General features: G+C 29.9%; 22 protein-coding genes. 14 read left to right on the top strand and 8 right to left on the bottom strand.

Going from position 1 to position 19534, the window contains the following annotated elements; translation table 11 throughout:
* Positions 1-55 precede the first annotated feature (55 nt).
* The gene (locus KM800_RS07980; RefSeq protein ID WP_058952769.1) at positions 56-1417 is read left to right on the top strand and encodes a sensor histidine kinase; all 1362 of its coding nucleotides are present in this window, start codon (positions 56-58) and stop codon (positions 1415-1417) included.
* A 34-nt stretch (positions 1418-1451) separates the two neighbouring features.
* Positions 1452-1721 (top strand): hypothetical protein, encoded by a 270-nt coding sequence (locus KM800_RS07975; protein WP_217812602.1) that lies wholly within the window; start codon positions 1452-1454, stop codon positions 1719-1721.
* 53 nt (positions 1722-1774) lie between these two features.
* Here KM800_RS07975 and KM800_RS07970 read toward each other — a convergent pair whose 3' ends face one another.
* Both KM800_RS07970 and KM800_RS07965 read right to left on the bottom strand, forming a co-directional pair.
* Entirely contained in the window at positions 1775-2314 is a 540-nt protein-coding gene (locus KM800_RS07970) for a GNAT family N-acetyltransferase (RefSeq protein ID WP_217812601.1), read from the bottom strand.
* Entirely contained in the window at positions 2295-2762 is a 468-nt protein-coding gene (locus KM800_RS07965; RefSeq protein WP_017752715.1) for a MarR family winged helix-turn-helix transcriptional regulator, read from the bottom strand. The genes KM800_RS07970 and KM800_RS07965 overlap by 20 nt, the downstream gene beginning before the upstream one ends.
* 376 nt (positions 2763-3138) lie before the next feature.
* On the opposite strand from KM800_RS07965, the gene KM800_RS07960 reads away from it, so the two are divergent.
* The 5 genes from KM800_RS07960 to KM800_RS07940 all read left to right on the top strand — a co-directional run bounded on the left by KM800_RS07960 (position 3139) and on the right by KM800_RS07940 (position 9045).
* Positions 3139-4275, top strand: coding sequence for a glycerol dehydrogenase (locus KM800_RS07960; RefSeq protein WP_017895942.1), 1137 nt, complete (start codon positions 3139-3141; stop codon positions 4273-4275).
* 227 nt (positions 4276-4502) lie between these two features.
* Positions 4503-6437: a sigma-54-dependent Fis family transcriptional regulator gene (locus KM800_RS07955; RefSeq protein ID WP_217812600.1), complete on the top strand. Its 1935-nt coding sequence runs from the start codon at positions 4503-4505 to the stop codon at positions 6435-6437.
* A 165-nt stretch (positions 6438-6602) separates the two neighbouring features.
* Entirely contained in the window at positions 6603-7013 is a 411-nt protein-coding gene (locus KM800_RS07950; RefSeq protein WP_217812599.1) for a hypothetical protein, read from the top strand.
* A gap of 265 nt (positions 7014-7278) precedes the next feature.
* Positions 7279-7827: a sigma-70 family RNA polymerase sigma factor gene (locus KM800_RS07945; protein ID WP_017752719.1), complete on the top strand. Its 549-nt coding sequence runs from the start codon at positions 7279-7281 to the stop codon at positions 7825-7827.
* Positions 7828-9045 (top strand): DUF4179 domain-containing protein, encoded by a 1218-nt coding sequence (locus KM800_RS07940; RefSeq protein WP_017752720.1) that lies wholly within the window; start codon positions 7828-7830, stop codon positions 9043-9045. It abuts the gene before it with no gap.
* A gap of 6 nt (positions 9046-9051) precedes the next feature.
* Here KM800_RS07940 and KM800_RS07935 read toward each other — a convergent pair whose 3' ends face one another.
* Complete coding sequence (locus KM800_RS07935) at positions 9052-9984, bottom strand: D-alanyl-D-alanine carboxypeptidase family protein (RefSeq protein ID WP_217812598.1); 933 nt, start codon at positions 9982-9984, stop codon at positions 9052-9054.
* A gap of 155 nt (positions 9985-10139) precedes the next feature.
* Between KM800_RS07935 and KM800_RS07930 the strand changes: the two genes are divergently transcribed.
* Entirely contained in the window at positions 10140-10844 is a 705-nt protein-coding gene (locus tag KM800_RS07930; protein WP_217812597.1) for a VanZ family protein, read from the top strand.
* 81 nt (positions 10845-10925) lie between these two features.
* On the opposite strand, the gene KM800_RS07925 is transcribed toward KM800_RS07930, so the two are convergent.
* The gene (locus tag KM800_RS07925) at positions 10926-12071 is read right to left on the bottom strand and encodes a sensor histidine kinase (protein WP_419195463.1); all 1146 of its coding nucleotides are present in this window, start codon (positions 12069-12071) and stop codon (positions 10926-10928) included.
* Positions 12049-12747, bottom strand: a complete 699-nt coding sequence (gene vanR / locus KM800_RS07920; RefSeq protein WP_217810748.1) for a VanR-ABDEGLN family response regulator transcription factor — start codon at positions 12745-12747, stop codon at positions 12049-12051. The genes KM800_RS07925 and vanR overlap by 23 nt, the downstream gene beginning before the upstream one ends.
* A 571-nt stretch (positions 12748-13318) precedes the next feature.
* On the opposite strand from vanR, the gene KM800_RS07915 reads away from it, so the two are divergent.
* The 3 genes from KM800_RS07915 (at position 13319) to KM800_RS07905 (ending at position 14930) form a co-directional block, all read left to right on the top strand.
* On the top strand, positions 13319-13546 hold the full coding sequence (locus KM800_RS07915) for a hypothetical protein (RefSeq protein WP_017894992.1): 228 nt from the start codon (positions 13319-13321) through the stop codon (positions 13544-13546).
* A gap of 56 nt (positions 13547-13602) precedes the next feature.
* A complete protein-coding gene (locus KM800_RS07910; RefSeq protein WP_017752119.1) occupies positions 13603-14103 on the top strand; it encodes a hypothetical protein in 501 nt (166 codons plus the stop codon).
* Between the two features lie 92 nt (positions 14104-14195).
* The gene (locus KM800_RS07905; RefSeq protein ID WP_017894994.1) at positions 14196-14930 is read left to right on the top strand and encodes a site-2 protease family protein; all 735 of its coding nucleotides are present in this window, start codon (positions 14196-14198) and stop codon (positions 14928-14930) included.
* 26 nt (positions 14931-14956) lie between these two features.
* Here KM800_RS07905 and KM800_RS07900 read toward each other — a convergent pair whose 3' ends face one another.
* Together KM800_RS07900 and KM800_RS07895 are read right to left on the bottom strand one after the other, a co-directional pair.
* Positions 14957-16048, bottom strand: a complete 1092-nt coding sequence (locus KM800_RS07900) for a radical SAM protein (RefSeq protein ID WP_217812595.1) — start codon at positions 16046-16048, stop codon at positions 14957-14959.
* A 21-nt stretch (positions 16049-16069) separates the two neighbouring features.
* The gene (locus tag KM800_RS07895; RefSeq protein WP_217812594.1) at positions 16070-16633 is read right to left on the bottom strand and encodes a TetR/AcrR family transcriptional regulator; all 564 of its coding nucleotides are present in this window, start codon (positions 16631-16633) and stop codon (positions 16070-16072) included.
* Between the two features lie 168 nt (positions 16634-16801).
* Here KM800_RS07895 and KM800_RS07890 point away from each other — a divergent pair, with 168 nt between their 5' ends.
* Both KM800_RS07890 and KM800_RS07885 read left to right on the top strand, forming a co-directional pair.
* On the top strand, positions 16802-17140 hold the full coding sequence (locus KM800_RS07890; protein ID WP_217812593.1) for a PadR family transcriptional regulator: 339 nt from the start codon (positions 16802-16804) through the stop codon (positions 17138-17140).
* Complete coding sequence (locus KM800_RS07885; protein WP_217812592.1) at positions 17133-17981, top strand: DUF1129 family protein; 849 nt, start codon at positions 17133-17135, stop codon at positions 17979-17981. The genes KM800_RS07890 and KM800_RS07885 overlap by 8 nt, the downstream gene beginning before the upstream one ends.
* A gap of 53 nt (positions 17982-18034) precedes the next feature.
* On the opposite strand, the gene KM800_RS07880 is transcribed toward KM800_RS07885, so the two are convergent.
* Positions 18035-18850 (bottom strand): MerR family transcriptional regulator, encoded by an 816-nt coding sequence (locus KM800_RS07880; RefSeq protein ID WP_217812591.1) that lies wholly within the window; start codon positions 18848-18850, stop codon positions 18035-18037.
* Between the two features lie 201 nt (positions 18851-19051).
* Here KM800_RS07880 and KM800_RS07875 point away from each other — a divergent pair, with 201 nt between their 5' ends.
* Positions 19052-19531, top strand: a complete 480-nt coding sequence (locus KM800_RS07875) for a DUF2975 domain-containing protein (protein ID WP_217812590.1) — start codon at positions 19052-19054, stop codon at positions 19529-19531.
* The last annotated feature ends 3 nt before the right edge of the window (positions 19532-19534 follow it).

The following is a 19534-nucleotide window of genomic DNA, read 5'->3' as shown; positions in this document are numbered from 1 at the left end:
AAATATAATTTCATAAGGGGGAAGTAGGGCCTAAAAAGTATAGGGCTGGTTTAATATGAAAATATTTAAAACAAAATCAATTATGATGAAAATATGGCTAGTGTTTGTAGTAATAATAGCAATTATCATATTTTGCATTTCATTGATAGATATTTTTACTTTCAGAAATTTTGATGAAAATTTACATGTTTCAAGTATGAAAAAATATCATGAAATGGTAATAAAAGATAATAATTTTGACAGGTCTTCAAATTTTAATCAATTAAAAGATCTCACCAATATAGAGAATTTTATAGTTAGTTTTAAAGGAAAAGTGATAAATATGCAATATATAAATAATTCAGCCAATGAAATTATGCCAAGGGATAATACTCCTGGATATAAAAAATTGCTTTGGATAAGTAGTTTTTCCAAGAATATAAAATCTGAAACTCAATTTAAAGCTTCTGACGGTAAAACAACTTTTTTGATTATACTAAGTCCTATAAAAATTGAAAATTCAACTAAAGCATATTTAATTACTTACATGCCCTATCATCCTAATAATAAATTTATCTACGAGGCTATTGTTGTAGGTGTATTATTTATTATAATAGCTTTTTTTACATCAAAAATTGTGGCATCATATATATCCAAGCCTCTTAGAAAATTAGAATATTATATAGATAAGATAGCAAATAAAAATTGGGATCAACCTATAGTGATTAATAGTAATGATGAAATAGGAAGTCTTGCAAAATCAATGAATATAATGCAGAAAAAATTAAAAAATTCAGATGAGAATGAAAAATTATTTCTTCAGAGTATATCTCATGATTTAAAGACACCTGTAATGGTTATTATGAGTCATGCAGAAGCAATCATAGATGGAATATATGTAAATTCTGTTGAAAAAACTGCCGAAATAATAAAAAGTCAATCCATGCTTCTTGAGAGAAAAGTCAATCAAATACTCTATTTAAATACTCTTGGATATTCTTTAAAAAATAATATAATAAACGAAAATTTAGATTTAAGAGAAGTAATTCAAAGTATAATACATAAATTCAAACCTATTAATCCAAATATAAATTGGAAATTGGATCTTGAAAGTGTTGTTATTTTTATAGATGAAAAGCAAATAAAAGTGTGTTTGGAAAATATATTGGATAACGCAGTCAAGTATGCCAATACCATTATAAATATTACATTGCTGAGTAAAAATAATTTTGCAGTAATTGAAATATATAATGATGGAGATTGCATAAAAAGTAATAATATGATGCTTCTATTTAACAATATATATAAAGATAAATCCGGGAACTTTGGCTTGGGACTTTGTATTTCAAAAAAGATAGTAGATTTTTATAATGGGTATATAGAAGCCATAAACAGAAAAGAGGGTGTAAGCTTTATATTAAAATATCCAATTGACTAATATACAGTATAAAATAATTTCTGCACCATTATTTTTGAATACTGGAATTAATTCAGTTGTTCAGGCAAGTAATCTTAGTTGTGGTACGACAAAAACAACTCATAAGTCTGTGGACAAATCAGTATTTAAAAACATATCATTCAATACAGAAAGTATAATAAATAAAATGATTGATAAATTGAGCTTGAGTGACAAGATAAATAAAAATGTTAAAGAATTTATAATAACACATGATTCCAAAATGGCAAGTCAGTGTAACAGAATTATAAAAATAGAAGATGGAGTGTATCCTCGATTGAGTTAGAGAATGAGCATGGAATTGTTTTTATACAAATCCATGCTCATTCTCATGAAAATCTAGGCTTCTCTACAAAAATCCATGTTTTTCTGAAATACTTCTTCATCTAATATCTTTTCATAACAGTTGAAAGGTTTCTCTCTTTCAGGAATTTTTATTTGTCCGGCGATATCATAACCGAACTTTTTAAATAGATTGTTCATTTTTACATTTATTGAATAAGTATCTGTTTTCAAATACCTTATATTATTTTCCAGAGCATATTCTTCAGCAAAATCAAGCAATTCACTTCCAATTCCCATTCTTCTGCATTCAGGATTGACTGCCATTCTATGTATAACCATAAAATTTTCCTTCAAGGACCATTCTACATCAGTGTATTCATCAACTTGTAATCTGTCTACACATATAAATCCAGCTATTTTGCCGTTTCTTTCACATATAAACAGATTTTTGGCATTTATGTCCTTGAGAAAATCTGTTTCACGTGGATAGCTTTTATCCCACTGGTTGTTTTCATAAGAATCCATCTCTACAATAATCTTGTCTATAATTTTTATAATATTTTTTACATCATTTTTAACTGCATGTCTTATCATAATTAACACCTCTAGTCTTTTTTATTTCTTTCCAGTGATTTTCAATATTTTTTCTCATCTTTTTCACTAACTGGTAAGCCAGTTCTTTTTCTTCTTCAGTGAAGTTGTCAAAACAAATTTCAACCCTGTTGTTTTCTTCCTTTATAATAAGAGGATATATTTCCAGTGCCTTTTCTTTTGGGTAGAGCCGCCACATTCTTTTGTCGTTCATATCTCTCTTTTTATCTATATATCCGGCTTTAATAAATTTTTGTACAACCTTTGTAGTAGTAGTTTTGTCTACTTTTAAAAGATTTGATAGATCAACATGATTGATTCCTGGATTTTCGCATATCCTGGTCAAAAATATAAACTGACCTTTCTGGAGATGTATTTCTTTAAATTTCAAGTCATTTATAGAATGAATACATCTTGATACAGCACCTATTTCTCTTAATATATAATTCATTGAAGTTTCTATGGAAGCTCACCTCTTTAAATAAAGTTGAAAGTTCAACGTTATTTATAATAACATAAGATAGTTGAAAGTTCAACTTTAGTACGATATTATAATTTTGGAAAATCAAGGCAATCAAAAATATAAAATCAGATATTTATAAAGCAGTAATACCAAAATGGGAATGGTGAAATGTGTATTCCCATTTTGGTATTGTTTTTTTGATGTTGTTTGATATTAAATTAACTTAAATGGGCAATTTGGTTGTTTTGTAATTTTGGCACAGTTTATGCTTTATAGAAAAGTGTCACGATTAAATGATTTATTTACTTTGATTTTTATACCATATCATAAAAACTATAAATAATTAAAAAATGGAGGAATGAGTATGTCAATGACAGTGGAATCAATTCAGTCACCAAGTAAGTATATACAGGGTGCAGGAATATTAAATGTATTGAAAGATTATGTAAAAAATTTGGGTAAATCTTTTCTTATAGTATCAGATCCATTTGTATTTAATGATGCTAAATCAAAGATTGATAAAAGTTTTGAAAATGATTCATCAAAAGTTTTATATGAAAAGTTCAATGGAGAATGTACACAAAATGAAATTGATAGATTGATAGAAGTTACCAAAAAAGAAAAGTCAGATGCAGTTATTGCAATAGGAGGAGGAAAGACATTAGATACGGTAAAGGCAATTGGATATTATGCTAATCTACCTGTTGTTATAATACCAACATTGGCATCCTGTGATGCTCCATGTACCGCTCTTGCTGTAATCTATAAGGAAAATGGGGAATTCAGCAAATATTTGTATCTTCCACAAAATCCAAATATGGTTATAGTTGATACAGATATAATTTTGGGAGCACCTGTAAAGTTTCTGGCAGCAGGTATTGGAGATGCCTTTGCAACATATTATGAAGCAAGAGCCTGCTATAGAGCCGGTGCAGTAAATTTGGTAGGTACCAAGATAACAAATGCAGCTATGGCACTTGCCGAGGCTTGCCGTGAAACACTTTTAAAAGATGGCCTAGCAGCAAAAGATGCAAATGAAAAGCATGTTTCTACAAAAGCATTTGAAAACATAGTGGAGGCCAATATATATTTAAGTGGAGTTGGAGCTGAAAGTTCAGGATTGGCAGCTGCTCATGCAATTAGCAATGGACTTACTGTTATACCAGAATTACACCATGTATCCCATGGGGAAAAAGTTGGATTTGGCACAACAGTTCAGTTGGTTCTTGAGGGTGTTTCTGATAAGGAGCTAAAAGAGGCAGTAGAATTCATGGCAAGTGTAGGGCTTCCGGTAACATTACAGGACATGGGTTTGAAATCCATAGACAGGGAACTTGTAAGAAAAGTTGCAGAACTTTCATGTGCAAAAGATGATACTATGGGTCATATGCCATTTGAAGTTACTGTGGACAATCTATGCAGCGCAATAATTGATGCCAATAAAAAGGCTTCAGAAATAGTTGAGAATATGAAAAGTTCAAATAAAGTATTAACAAAGTAAAATAAAAATTTAACTTAGTACATTGATTTTCATCAGTGTACTACTTTTTTACATGAAGCATTTGGGTTGTTTAATAAAAAACTAACTATATATTGCTGAAGTAATAACAGGGCAGGGCTTATCTATATAATTTCATAATTTATTTCTTTACATTCATTTTTACTAAAGGTAGAATAATCATAGGATGACTATTTGCCTTTTTAATTTTCATTGAGGAGGATAAAATTATGAGTTATATAGAAAAGGTTGCAGAAGAACGTCAAAGATTTATACAATATAACGAAATGCCCAAGTATGTAAGATCGGATATTTTGAACTCATGGATAAGATGTAAAGAATATGGTGTGACAAAGGATCAAAATGAGCCTAATATTCTTTCCAAAGGTGAGTTCGATGCAGTGCTTAAAAGAAAAAATGAATTTATCCAGATATGTCTTCCTGTAATGCTTAACTTATATGATATTCTAAAGGACACAAATTATTCTATTATATTGACTGATGAAAATGGTGTAGTATTAAAAATCGTTGGAAATGAAGAGATAATGAATAAGAATAGGGAACTTGGCCTTTTAGAGGGACGAAGATGGTTGGAACAGGATGTGGGAACCAATGCAGTTGGAACATGCCTTTATCTTGACAAACCAATACAGACTTTGGGTACGGAACAGTACTGCAAGGGACAGGACACCTGGACCTGTTCTGCATCTCCAATACATGATAGTAGGGGAAATATAATAGGCTGCATGGATCTTTCAGGAAGTTATGGAGATTTCCATCAGCACACTCTTGGAATAGTAGTAGAAGCTTCAAATACAATACAGGAGCAATTTGCAATAGCGGAGCATAGAAAGTGGACGGAAGTAGCTTTTAATTCAATAAATCAGGGAATATTGATTATAGATAATGAATTAAAGGTTAAATATCTTAATGACAACATATGCAGTATACTTGGAATAGACAAAAATAAAATTTATAAACTGGATATGAAGGATGTACTCAGGGATATAGTCAAAGATATGTATGATCCAAATAAAAATGACAAGATAACTTATAGGGAGATAAGTCTTTATATAAAAAACAGAAGGGTAGAATGCAACATAAGTTTGACTCAGGTTATAATGCATGGAAGACGTATAGGATTTGTATTTGTAGTCAAAAAAGCCGATACAATGAGAAATGTGGTAAATAAAATAGCGGGATTTTCCTCCAGATATGATTTTACAAATATACTTACATCTGATAATAAAATGCTTGATATGATACGTGACGCCAAAAAAATTGCAAAAAATGATGCTGCGGTTCTTATTACGGGTGAAAGCGGCACTGGAAAAGAACTGTTTGCCCATTCCATACACAATGGAAGCAAAATGGCCGACGGGCCTTTTGTTGCAATAAACTGTGCTGCACTTCCAAAGGATCTCGTTGAAAGTGAATTGTTTGGCTATGAAAAAGGTTCATTTACCGGTGCATCCAAGGAAGGACATCCAGGAAAGTTTGAGCTTGCAAACGGGGGGACAATTTTTCTCGATGAAATTGGAGAACTTCCACTTGAAATTCAGCCCAAGCTTTTAAGAGTACTGGATAACCACAAAGTGACAAGAATAGGTGGAAAGTATGAAAGAGATCTTGATGTACGGTTTATAGCAGCTACAAACAGGGACCTTATAAGTGAAGTGGAAAGTAATAATTTTAGGAGTGATCTGTATTTCAGGCTAAGTGTATTTAATATAGAGCTTATCCCCCTGAGGGACAGAAAAGGAGATATAGATATGCTGATTAAGTTCTTTATCAACAAATTAAGTGAAAAAAATGAGATAAAGATAGAGCATATAGACCAAAAATTTATAAATATACTTAAAAACTATAGATGGCCGGGAAATATAAGGGAACTTGAAAATGTAATACAGAGGGCCTATTATTTGTCACAGGACGGGGTCATAACTGAATCCTCCCTTCCAGAGTATATTAAAAAGAACAGCAAGGATACGGAATATGTGGAGGAAGGTATTCCAACATTTGAAAAAGCAGAGAAAGACCTTATAATAAAAGCTCTTAAACAGTGCAGTGGCAATGTAATGGATGCCAGTAAGATGCTTAAAATAGGAAAGTCCACTTTATATAGAAAGATAAAAAAGTATGTTCTCGAATTGTATTTGAAATAGGAAATGGAATTAGTATTGATTTTTATAAAAACCTATTACGTTTGCCCAAGGATTAGCATAAAATTTTAATTTATATAATTATATTCCAAATATCACATCGATTAACATTATGTTATATTAATATAATGAATTTATTATTTATTTAAAGATGAGGAATGGTATATAATGAGAAAAGGTAAATATTTTTTAATAATTGCTATTTGTTTAATAGCATTATATTTAATTTATAGTTTTTTTAAACCAGGCGTTAAAATATCTATAAATAATAATACATTTAAAGAAATAAGTGGGCTAAAAATTAAATCTTCTGCACTTATTAATGATGTGAAAATTACAAATATTAGTAAACATGGTAAATATACAATAAAGTTAAAGCTATCTAAAGATTTTGATGAAAGTAATATGACAATGTATTATTTTGACAATAAGGGTAGTAAGCATTCAATTTATTTACTAGGTTACTTTGAAAAGGGATATAGAGGTAAAATAGATGTAACTCTAAATTCAATAAATACTAAAGGTATTTTATCTGTAAATGTAAAAGAGCATAATAACATATTTAAAAAATTGTTTTAAGTATTACATATTTAAAGTGATTGGAATTTCCATATAGAGGTGATTAGGGCTAAGTATTGCTACTTTTATTCTAACTATATATAAAAGCAAAAAGAGTATTTGTACTCTTTTTGCTAATTTTTTTGTTATATTTGTTTGTTTTTTAGAAATTTTGCTAATCTTTTTAACTTAATAAATGGTATTAAGTGTAACTTTTTATATGCTAAAAGTGTCTAATTAATGTATGATAAATAGTTTTCAAATGTATTTGAAGAGGAGTGAGGTAGTGAAAGTCAAAGAATCAGATAAAATTCAAGATCTTGTAAATAATGCTAAAAGAGGAGATGATACATCATTTGTTGAGTTGATAAATTTTTATAAACAAAATCTATATAAAATGGCCTTTATATATGTAAGAAATGAACAAGATGCTTTAGATATTGTAAGTGATACTGTATATAAAGCTTATATGAATATAAACAAATTAAGAGAATCACAGTATTTTAGCAGCTGGATTATAAAAATACTCATAAATTTATCTATAAATAAGTTAAAAAGTAATAAAAATATTATTTATGTTGATGATTATAGTTTATTAGACAAGAATAGTAATATTTCAGAAATGGAATTTAACATATCTAAAAATATTGACTTATATAATGCAATGGATAATTTAAATATAAAGTATAAAAACTTAATTATTTTAAAATACTTTCAAGATATGACTATTTCCCAAATTTCTAAACTTTTGGAATATCCGGAAGGCACGGTAAAAGTTTATTTAAGAAGAGCATTAAAAAAGTTGAAAGTTGAATTAGAAAAGGGGTGTATTTAAATGAAACATGATCCTAAAAATGGATTTGAAAAAATTACTATATCAAATAGACTTGATGACGTAATTAAAAAATCTATTTCAAAAGCAAAGAGAGATAAAAAAATAAGAAATATAAAACTAAGGCTGATTAAGATTAATGTTGCAATAGCTTCATTGATTATTATTTTTATTAGCAGTGTTAATTTTATACCTGTTTTTGCAGAGTCATTAAGTGATGTACCTGTAATATCATCTATTGCCAATGCTGTACAATTTCATTATGATAAAAATATAAATAGTGCTGTAAATCAAAATTTATCTCAAAATATAAGCAAAATTCAAAAAGATAAGAATATAAGTATTACTGTTGATAATGTAATAACAGATGATAAAGATATATTTATATTATATACATTAAATGGAATAATAGCTGATAAGGACATCAAGAATATTTTGCTAGAAAAATTTTCTATAACTGATAACAATGGAAAAACCCTCCTGAGCAGTAATGACTTTAGATCACAAATACTTCCGCCTAAATTGAATAATAAAAATGAAGATAGCTTAGCGTTAAGCAATACAAATTATAAATGTATAATTTCATCATTAGGTAATTCTATTGAAAATTACTCCCAAAATAAGAAAACTTTTGGTTCAATAGAGTTAATAAGTATAAGGGATATGAAAATACCTGATAAAATAAATTTAACAATTTCAGGTGTTACTGAAGCATATAATATGTCTTATTCTAAAGAAGCTTATAATAATTTTACTTCAAAATTCAATAGAGAACCGAAAAATATATCTGGTAATTGGAATTTTGCAATAAAGCTTGATAAAAATCTAAAATCACAAAAGCCAGAAGAATATAATAATATTCCATTTTCAATTAATAATACTAATTTTACTTTAAAAAGTGTAAAAATCTATCCTACCCATACTGAAATCAGAGTACAATTAGGTAAAAATAGTATTGATAAATACCAATGTAGTTCAATTGGAAGAATAATTGGAGGGGATACTAGCAAATTGCCTTATTTAACAGATGAGAAAGGAAATAAATATAGTATTTCGGGAAATGCTTTGGTAAGAATGGATTCGGAAAATTGTGTAAATTTATCATTTGAAAGCCCTTACTTTAACAAAATAAATAAATTACATCTAGTGATAAATCAACTTAACTATTCAAATGGTGAACCTTATATAAATATAAATCCGACAAAAATAAAAATTAAATAGTTCGTATTATTTTTCTATACTGCTGTATACAGCTAATGCATCGGTAATATTATATTGTTCGGAATGGTGATCCCCTTTCGCACCAGCTGAAATCAGAATGTATTCCTGTCTACCTACTTTGGCGAGACTAGCGAGACATAGACCAGCTTCATCCGTGTATCCAGTTTTTCCTCCTAAAATTTCTCCGTCAATAGTATTTTGATTGATGAGTTCCTGAAACATGGTACTGTAAAAGGTCATACCGTCAGGGTGTTTATTCGTAGGTTGTGTGGAATGACGGGATGAAGTGAAAATCTCACGGAAAGTATCATTTTGCAATGCATAGCTTAGAAGAATAGCCATATCCTTAACTGTTGTATAATGATTTTTATTATGAAGGCCGGTGGCATTTTCAAAATGGGTATTGTCCATACCAATATCTGCCGCCTTTTGATTCATCATCTTTACGAATCCTTGCTCCGAACCTGCAATTTGATCTGCAAGCCCAATACAAGACTCTGCACCACTTGGAAGTAGTGCTCCATATAAAAGGTCAATAGCGCGTACATTTTCACCAGGCTGAAAACCCGTCATTGATGCATCTGCTTTGTACAGTCCCTGAAATGTGTAGTTGGTAAGCTCTATTTCTTCATTGAGGTTAGATAGATTTTCTATTGCAACAATGGCTGTCATAATTTTAGTCAAAGAAGCAGGATAGATTTTTTCTTGGCTATTTTTTTGCATTAGGATAGCATCATCTTTTAAACGGACCAGAATAGCATTGGGACTGGTCAGCTTGTCAGGAGATATGGAGACAGTTGAGTCCGTTTCTATCTTAAATATATGTTGTTTTTCTTGAGTAATGATGAATTTATGAACACTAAAGGCAATAACAGCAATTAATAGAAATATTATAAATATTAGTATTCCTGGATTTTCTCTTTTTACTTTTCGTACCATATAAAACAGCTCCTTGTTCTGTACTGGTATCATTTAACCACAGAAAAAAGAGACATGTTGGAATTCCATCTTATGAAATTCTTAAGGTTTTATTAAGACATTTCTTTTTTAAATATGCTATTATGAACGGGTTAAGTACAACGGAGGTGAATTTAATGTTTATTATTATAGTGTCAATTACGTGTTTTATTGGTACTTTGCCATTCTTGATTCCATACCATGTAATACTGAACTCTCAAATCAAAAAGATTGATTGTAAACTGTCAATTGAACATATTGTAATTGCATATATATTTGTGTACTATCTTACTGGTGTGCTGATTTTTACTGGTATTACTTCCATAAGCGATGTTGTTCATAACAGCTTTGGAATAATAGCATCAAAGGGGTTGAATATTTCACCAAATGATATTAATCTCATTCCATTTCGCTGGATTGCAGAGAATGTTCGTCCATACATAGAAAATGTATTGCTTTTTATACCTCTTGGATTTATGATCCCATTTATTTGGAAAAAGTATGAAGTGTTATGGAAAACAGCATTAACTGGTTTTACATTATCTCTTATAATAGAATTGAGTCAATTGTTCAATAGAAGAATAACGGATATTGATGATTTGATGATGAATACTCTCGGAGCGTTAATCGGATGGGTAATTTTCAGGATGATGAAAGAGCATTTGTCAAAACTACAGGAAAAGGTCTCTGTCCAAAGTACCAATATAAAAAAAACTCCATTGCTCCTTCATGAAGAGGCGGTTTTTTATATGGTCAGTACATTTGCCGGTATGCTCTTTGTGTTTCACCCATTTTTAATACCTTTACTGCAGTTTGTACTTAAAATTAGAGTTAATATATAAATCGTATATTACGAATTGTAGAATATCTTTATTTATAAGAGGACAATCTATCTGATTTAATCAGATAAATTGCCCTTTCCTTTATTTTTGTGGAAGCACGACAGTAAAAACTGTTTTTTCTGTATTACTTTGCACGAAAATATTGCCTCCATGTGCGTTTACGATTTCTTTGGCAATAGCAAGTCCAAGCCCTGCACCGCCTGTATTGGTAGAACGGGATGTGTCCAGCCGAAAGAATTTCTTAAATATCGTTTCCAGCTTTTCTTGTGGAATTGGATTGCCTTGATTCATAAAGGTTATAACAATATTTTTGTCCTGCTCTTCAGCAGAAATATTAATGACACCATTTTCATAGCTATAGGCTATTGCGTTTTTCAGAATGTTGTTGAAAACACGGGCTAGTTTGTCTGCATCTCCCCACAGAGTGAGGCCGTCAGGTATATTCACGGATACCTGCTTTCTCTGCGGAGTCAGCATTGGATAGAATTCATCTGCCATCTGCTGCAGCATGAACAGTAAATTGATTTTTCCTTTATTCAAAAAAATAGTTTGAAGATTAAACCTTGTTATCTCAAAAAATTCATTTATAAGCTGTTCTAATCTATAAGCTTTTTCCAGTGTAATACCTACATATTTTGCCTTCTGTTCAGGAGGCATATCAGGAGCTTCATCCAAAAGGCTCAAGTATCCTATAACGGAGGTCAGAGGTGTCTTTATATCATGAACCAGGTAAACCACCAAATCATTTTTGCGCTGTTCGGCATCAAGTGCGGCTCTCTTTTGCTTTTCCAACTTGTTTTTTATCTGCTTAAGTTTATTTTCCATAAAATCCAATTCCGGTGATAATATAATTTCATCGTTAGTTTCCCCAACAAGTTTATCCATTCCATTACTGATTTCATCAAAATATTTTGTAAACCAGGAAACAGAAAATCGAAAAAGGATGCCTAATAAAAATATTAGGATTATAACAAAAAGGATCATTTCCATATTGTTGCGAATTATCAGCTGATAGATTTCATGTGCATCCGAACTTTCAAAATGAAAAGCGTTGACTAAATATTGAACAATACGATCTCCAATTTGTCCACGCAGGATATGACGCAATAGATAAACAATGACGGCGGCAGCAACTGTAATCATAAGCATTTGAAAAAATACTTTTCCTTTTAATTTTGTATAGTCATTTCTTCTTCTATCTCTCTTACTTTTCAATTTTATAGCCAACTCCCCATACTGTTTTGATGTATTTAGGATGTTCTGCACTGTCGTGTATTTTTTCCCTTAAATGCCTGATATGAACCATTACAGTATTATTGCTGTTGGTGAAATACTTATCCCTCCATACTTCGTGGAACAATTCTTCCGAACTTACCACACGTCCGCGATTGGAACAAAGGACCCAAAGAATTGAAAATTCTTTAGGTGTGAGAGATATCTTTTTTTCATTTAGCGTACATTCATGGGTATCCATATCCAATACCAATCCGGAAAAGGCAATAAAGTGTTCTTCCTGGTTTGGTTCTGCAGAATTATATTTTGTAAATCTCCGAAGCTGCGCCTTGACACGGGCAACAAGTTCCAAGGGCTGAAAGGGTTTTGTTATGTAGTCATCCGCACCTAGTGTCAATCCGGTGATTTTATCAATTTCCTCTTCTTTGGCAGTCAACATGATGACAGGGAAATTATGGTTTTCCCTAATTTTCTGGCAGAGAGTGAAGCCATCAATATCCGGCAGCATGATATCAAGTATCGCAAGCTCCAGATGTTCTGACTCAACACACTGGAATGCATCTTGGCCGTTATAAAATTTGTATATTGTAAAACCTTCATTTTTTAAATAGACTTCGACTAGATCCGCTATGGACTGCTCATCGTCTACAACCAAAATATTGACACTCATAATGTATATCCTTTCTTTTTGATTAAACACTTATCATTATAGTACTGCAAAACAAAAAGTTATATAATAAATAATTTTCTTAATAAAATCTTAAGGCTTTATTATGGAAAAACCACTGCAAGCACTTCAAATTAATTTGCACAAAGTGCTTGAAATTGGATGTATATTTACTGCTTTTAGAATGTATAAAGGTGGAAAAGTGTCTAAGTAATGATATAATGATTTTATAATAGTTAAGTTATTATATTATTTAGGAGGGATTCAAATGGAGATTGAACGAAAAATAATTGAAGGCAATAATTTGAGAATACCTTCCGTAATATTAACACCAACACAAAAAAATCCATTATTTATGCTTCAAGAGATATACCAGAGATAAAGGCTTTATGTAAACGACCTTAAAACAAAAAAATTTGTCAGTGGTGGAGATAGATAATGCACTACATAGCGATATTTTTACACTCGAGGATACATTTCAAAATATAGTTGCTGAATTAAAAAAGTATTATTCATAGTTGTAGAAAATATTGAAATAATAGTGAATTATTCTTAAAAAAGAAGGGAAAGTATTATGAAGAAAAGTTTAGATAGTAAGGAAAAACAGTTGAATAAAAAGGCAGTTTTAGTATCAGCTGCTATTTCAACAATTATATTTACTACATTAGTGAATTTAGCAATACCTAGCAATATGAAAAGAATAATTTTAACAGGCATTTTTTTCTTTATTTTATTTTCTATTACACAAGTCGTATTGTTAAAGAAGTTGGTAAGAACAAGGGTATTTGACCTGCATAAATAATAAAAATTAAATTATTTTTTGATTTTCTACATATTAAGAGAAGGGAAATATAATTTATGAAAAAATACAGATGTTTATTGTTATTTATTTGTTTGTTAAGTAGTTTTATGTTTTATGGATGTAGTTATTTTGGAATAGTTTCGAAAGATATTAAATACTCTTTTCAACCATTAAACAAAGTGGAAAAAATAAAACTGAAAATTAATAAAAAAGAGTCAAAACGTAAAATATCCTTTAAATCAGAGTTATTAAATGGTTCTAATGTGAAAGTATCTGTAAATAATGATAAGGACAAGACTATATCAAGTATTGATATTACCAAGACCAACCAAAATGGTGAATTGGATTTAGCTAAAGTCAATAGTGATAATTTTACTATTAATATAGAGGGTAAAGCGGACAAATTCATATTGAATCTCGATTCATCCAATATTTCACTAGCTGCTGAATCTCCTGATTCAAAACAAGATGCAAAAGATGCTGATTCTAAAGAAAAAGGACAACCATCAAATCCCAAAGATAAAAATGGCGGATTCCATTTATGGCCATTTTTTTAGTAGGAGATTTATACTATTATTAATATAAGAGATGGAGTTGTATTTTAGAATAAAAGAGCATTTGAAAAATTAAAATATTAGAGGATTACAATATGAAAGAGGATATGGATTTAATTAAAAAGCCGGATGCTGGCAAAATAATATTCAATATATTTATAGTTTCCTTAACAATATTAATATTAGGATGTGCTATTAATTTTTATTATGCAATAGGATATTTATTTATTCTTATTGTTCATGAATCTGGACATTATATTTTTGCAAAATCTTTAAAATTAAAAGTCGTGTTTGGTGGATTTACTCCTTTTGGAGCATATATAGTTCATCAAAGCACTGACAATTGTAAGGAAAATGCAATTGTTGCAATAGGAGGTCCACTTATTGGTAGTATACTTGGCCTTATTTACTATATAATTTATTATTTTACAGGGGATGTTACATTTTTAGTGTTAAGCTTCACTTCAATAGTATTAAACTTAATGAATTTAATCCCTGTAAAGCCACTTGATGGTGGACATATAGCTGAGGCAATATCGCCCATTATATGTTATATTGGATTGCCATTTATATTGTATTTACTTATATCTGCAAAGAGATTAAAGGAAAAGGTTTTATCATTGGCTATTTTGGTAATAGGGATTTATGAAACATATAATTTTACTAAAAAATATAAAAGTGACTCTTATTTTAAACTTACTAAAAGCAATAGAGTAAAATTTATAGTTAGCTATAGTATATTGTTGCTAATATTAGTGCTTAGTGCGGTGTATCTTTACAATACATTTAATTTTCATCAATTATTTAAAAGTATAATGCGATATAAATAGAGCTAGGAATATTGGAATTTAATTTATTACAGATCCAATAATGCTTTAACATCATCTTCTTTTTCAAATAATAAACATCCACCATCATGTTCTCCAGTCAACATTTCATTATCCTTAAGCTTTTTAAATAATGGAGATTTTAAAGCAGTTCTTAAACTGTATTCATTTAAATTGACATCCGAGTATGGTGAGAGGGGACATGGTTCTGCTCCACCATTGGCATTTATGTGAAAAAATCCTCTTCCAGCTGCCAGACATCCACCCATGTATTTTTCATCACCGGGAAATGATAAAAGTACCATATTTTCAAATCCTTTTCTCAATTCCTCTATATTTTCTTCTAATATTAAATGTTCTTTATCTGTAGGTGCAAGATTCCTGGTAGATTTGTCTACTGGAGCATACTCCACAAATACCAATATTCTTGATCCTTTACTACAGAGTTTCTGTACAAATTCCTTACTTGTAACAGTACTTATATTTTCAGTTGTTACAGTTATAGAACATCCGAATAAGATTGCCTTTTTATTCAAATTAGTCATTGCAGACATTATTGAATTATAAGTGCCTATTCCACGTCTGGCATCAGTTTGATCTTTATTACCTTCAATACTTATTATTGGTACAAGATTTCTATTCTTATTGAATAAATTTATATAACTTTTATTAAACAGAGTTCCATTTGTGAAAATTGGAAAGACCATTTCTTTAACAGCAGAAGCTTTTTCAATAACGTCTCTTCTTGTTAAAGGCTCTCCTCCTAATAACAATCCAAATGAAATGCCGATTTCCTTTGCTTCATTGAATATCTGTCCCCATCTTTCTTCAGACATTTCACTATCTTTTAAATTATCTCCACATGAGTTATTGGCTCTTGCATAACAACCCCTACAATGTAAATTGCAATTGGTAGCAATACTTGCCATGAAAAATGGTGGAATATGTTCCCCCTTATTTTCCAATATAGACCTTTTATTTTTAGCAGCTTTTACCGACAGCATATATTTTATTACAAATTCAGTTTCCTTTGGACTTTTTATAGATGATTTTAAAATATTCTTTACTATATTTTCAATGCTTTTACTCATATATTCAGATAAATTAAATGATTTGACCATTATTATACCTCCCCAAAATCTTTATTTAATAAGTAAATCAAGCTCTGTATCAATAAGATTATCTCTTTCTTGTTTATTCATAATATCAATTGTACTAAAGGATTTAAATTCATCTGATCTGTAAAATACTAATTGCATAAATGAAATTAGTTGATATGAAATAATTTTGCACTCTTCATCACTTTTACTTTCCTTAAAGCATTTTTTAACCAATGGGAGTATTTCAATAGTTTGGGAAAAAGATCCGTGAAGTAAAATATAAGGAGTAATTTGTTTTGTATATTTTTTATAGTGTACAATTATATCACTGATAGAAATTAAAAAATATCTAAGTTTATCTTTTGGTAATTTTATATTATCTTTAATATCCTGAAAATAGGTGTATGCAGAATCTCCTATTAATTTATTTACTGCAATATTCATTAATTCATCTTTGGAATCAAAATAATAATTTATTGTTGATAAATTTATTTTTGCTCTTTCTGTTATCTTTCTTGATGTTATTTCTGAGATATCATTACACTCCTGCAATAGCTCTATTACAGATGCAATCAATTTATTTTTAGTATTATCTGATTTATTCAATTTAGCACCTCTTTATTTCCAAACATGTTTGATACATGTTTCATTATATAGTAATTAGTGAAATATATCAATAACTTTAGCTATTATGCTTTACATAGTAGACGAGTTCCTTTATAATGATATTACACTAGTATGTAATACAATATAGATAAAGTGAGAAGGGATATTTTGAAACAAACTCAGCTTTTGAAAGGTGTACTTGAAGGATGTGTACTTCTAATTGTTTTGGAAAATGAAGTATATGGATATGAAATGGTTCAGATGTTGAAAGAATACGGGTTTAAGGAAATAGTTGCAGGTACTGTATATCCATTGCTGCAGAAATTGGAGAAACAGGGCTATCTTTCAAGTAAAATAAAATCTTCACCGGAAGGTCCGGATAGAAAGTACTATTGTATAACTTCAGAGGGAAGAGTTCATTGTCAGGAATTTATTCAACAATGGCAAAATTTAGTATCCAATGTTAATAATCTCATATGCTTGAAAGGGGAAAAACTTTATGAATAAACATGATAATTCCGTAGAGAAAATTATTAACCTGAATAATCAATTACGGGAAAAATTGACCAATGAAAATAAAGAATATTATGAACAATTATTGCTATACATTCGCAGCGCTGGATTGTTTTATGATGATTACGAAATAGAAAACTTATTGCTGCAAATTTTACAGGATATAGTTTCTGCTCAAAATGATAGTCAATCAGCGGAGGATTTCTTTGGAAAAAGCCCTCAGGTGGCAGCAGATGAATTGATTCATAATCTTGGCAAATGCAGCAGGAAACAAACATTGAAACTAGTAATGCTGATTTTTGGAATTAGCTTTTTCTTTACAATATTAAATACATTAACTGATCCAGATAAGGGGATAAATATTCTCATACTAATTTTAAATGGTTTATTGAGTTTTTTAATTGTAGGAATTGTATTTTTCATAATACACAAGAGCGTTTATACAAAAATTATTAAAGGGAAGATTGCTTCTTTTGTTGTTCTATGGGTGTTTTGTGTTTTGATAATTGGCTCATTTGTATTGATTCAATTATTTACTCCGTCTATTTTGATTTTGCACTTGTCAAAGTCATTGGGAATTTTGGCAATAGTTATTCTGATTATTGTTGTTACAATATGGGCATTTAGTCATGAAAAGCAGGATAGAAAGATTTGGTTGCCATTTTTACCTTTTATATGGAGTTCAGGAATTATTGGAATTATTTCAAGACTAAGCTTAACAGAAAAATGGATGAGAAGTGGTAATGGTAAAATTACAATAGTGATATTAATTGTTTTGGATATGATTGTCTTTTGGGGATTAACCTATTTTAATTTGAGAGAGAAGAAGGAATAGTTGTTTTAACCAGCAAGTAATTTGCTGGTTTTTATATTGATTGTAGATTATACTTATATGATTTTTTTTACCGGGACTTGAAGTTCGGTTAAATAATCATTAGGGTTTGCTTCATTGCAGGATCCTTTTAGAGGTAATGCACGGGCACTGCCGCATATATCATATCCATTTTCTTCAATCCATTCTCCGATATAATTATATGCAGGGGCAATATTTGAATATTCACCTGGTACTAATATGCTTACAACACAGTCTATTGGTGAAGTTTCTTTGAAAGTAAAGCCATTAGAAGCATTTAATGATTTTTCAACGACAACTGAAACCTCTATGTCAGCTGGACCTTCTTTATAATCCTCATCGTGATAGGTTGAATAAGCCATATTATCACAAGAAATTTTTTTATTCTGAATGTATTCACCTAACCTCTGCCAGAGGATTCCCTCTAATTCATATGTTGGTACAGTATCTCTTAATGAGATAACTTTATATGAGGGTATTGATTTCAGTGTAACATTATAATTCATATTGATTCTCTCCTTTTTTAAATTCTCAATTTTAGCACTGATTTTTCTTAGCTTTTCTTCTTCAGCTTTAATATTGTTTCTTATTTCTACTTCCTTTTGTTTTAAGATTTCTTTTAATTTTTCATCAGATTGCTCATTTATGGCAATTGATATATCAGACACATTAAAACCTATATCCCGAAGAGAAACAATTAAATTCAGCTTGGTAATTTGCTTGGCTGAATAATATCTATATCCAGTAAATGCATCTATTTTGGCTGGCTTGAAAAGTCCCATCTCATCATAATATCGAAGCATACGTATAGATACCATTGTTAGTTTAGAAAAATCTCCAATCTTAAACATAAAATCAACTCCTAAAATATCATTGATAAGTACAATCTAATAGTAATGCCTCACACCATGTTAGAGTCAATATCCTATTTTATACTTTACCATATTTTTAAACAAAACAATAAATTTCCAGTAAAAATCAATAAATATTTATTGATAAACGATAAACAAGATGCTATTATATACATATAAATTAAAAGTGAGGCGATTTTTATGAAACGATATTCAACAATTTTCTTGAAAATAGCTGTTATTGTTATTGGAATTCCAGTTCTTGCCCTTGGTATATTTGGATTGTTTGATTTATACAAGTATCCATTAAATCCAAATAATCATGAGCTAATACTATATCCTATTATAATAGGTATATATGTAACAGTTATACCATTTTATTTTGCTTTATATCAAACTTTTAAAATACTATGCTATATTGATAAGAGCAAAGCTTTCTCGGAATTATCCATAAAGTCTTTAAAGTATATCAAGTACTGTGCAATCACAATCAGTATTATATATGCATTACTCATACCGTTCGTATTCCCTGTAGCGGATGCAGAGGATGCGCCGGGCCTAGTGGGATTTCCAGTCATTTTTATCTTTGCTGCTTCTGTGGTTGCAGTCTTTTCGGCTGTTCTTCAACGACTTCTGCAAGATGCTATTGATATAAAATCAGAAAATGATTTAACTGTGTGAGGT

Source organism: Clostridium tyrobutyricum (assembly GCF_019144085.1).
Taxonomy (GTDB): domain Bacteria; phylum Bacillota; class Clostridia; order Clostridiales; family Clostridiaceae; genus Clostridium_B; species Clostridium_B tyrobutyricum_A.
This window is presented reverse-complemented; position numbering and strand designations above follow the sequence as displayed.

Coding starts and splice junctions, on each gene's coding strand:
- KM800_RS07980 (WP_058952769.1), top strand. CDS start 56: ATGAAAATATTTAAAACAAAATCAATTATGATGAAAATATGGCTAGTG.
- KM800_RS07970 (WP_217812601.1), bottom strand. CDS start 2,314: ATGATAAGACATGCAGTTAAAAATGATGTAAAAAATATTATAAAAATT.
- KM800_RS07965 (WP_017752715.1), bottom strand. CDS start 2,762: ATGAATTATATATTAAGAGAAATAGGTGCTGTATCAAGATGTATTCAT.
- KM800_RS07960 (WP_017895942.1), top strand. CDS start 3,139: ATGTCAATGACAGTGGAATCAATTCAGTCACCAAGTAAGTATATACAG.
- KM800_RS07955 (WP_217812600.1), top strand. CDS start 4,503: ATGAGTTATATAGAAAAGGTTGCAGAAGAACGTCAAAGATTTATACAA.
- KM800_RS07950 (WP_217812599.1), top strand. CDS start 6,603: ATGAGAAAAGGTAAATATTTTTTAATAATTGCTATTTGTTTAATAGCA.
- KM800_RS07940 (WP_017752720.1), top strand. CDS start 7,828: ATGAAACATGATCCTAAAAATGGATTTGAAAAAATTACTATATCAAAT.
- KM800_RS07935 (WP_217812598.1), bottom strand. CDS start 9,984: ATGGTACGAAAAGTAAAAAGAGAAAATCCAGGAATACTAATATTTATA.
- KM800_RS07930 (WP_217812597.1), top strand. CDS start 10,140: ATGTTTATTATTATAGTGTCAATTACGTGTTTTATTGGTACTTTGCCA.
- vanR (WP_217810748.1), bottom strand. CDS start 12,747: ATGAGTGTCAATATTTTGGTTGTAGACGATGAGCAGTCCATAGCGGAT.
- KM800_RS07915 (WP_017894992.1), top strand. CDS start 13,319: ATGAAGAAAAGTTTAGATAGTAAGGAAAAACAGTTGAATAAAAAGGCA.
- KM800_RS07910 (WP_017752119.1), top strand. CDS start 13,603: ATGAAAAAATACAGATGTTTATTGTTATTTATTTGTTTGTTAAGTAGT.
- KM800_RS07905 (WP_017894994.1), top strand. CDS start 14,196: ATGAAAGAGGATATGGATTTAATTAAAAAGCCGGATGCTGGCAAAATA.
- KM800_RS07900 (WP_217812595.1), bottom strand. CDS start 16,048: ATGGTCAAATCATTTAATTTATCTGAATATATGAGTAAAAGCATTGAA.
- KM800_RS07885 (WP_217812592.1), top strand. CDS start 17,133: ATGAATAAACATGATAATTCCGTAGAGAAAATTATTAACCTGAATAAT.
- KM800_RS07880 (WP_217812591.1), bottom strand. CDS start 18,850: ATGTTTAAGATTGGAGATTTTTCTAAACTAACAATGGTATCTATACGT.
- KM800_RS07875 (WP_217812590.1), top strand. CDS start 19,052: ATGAAACGATATTCAACAATTTTCTTGAAAATAGCTGTTATTGTTATT.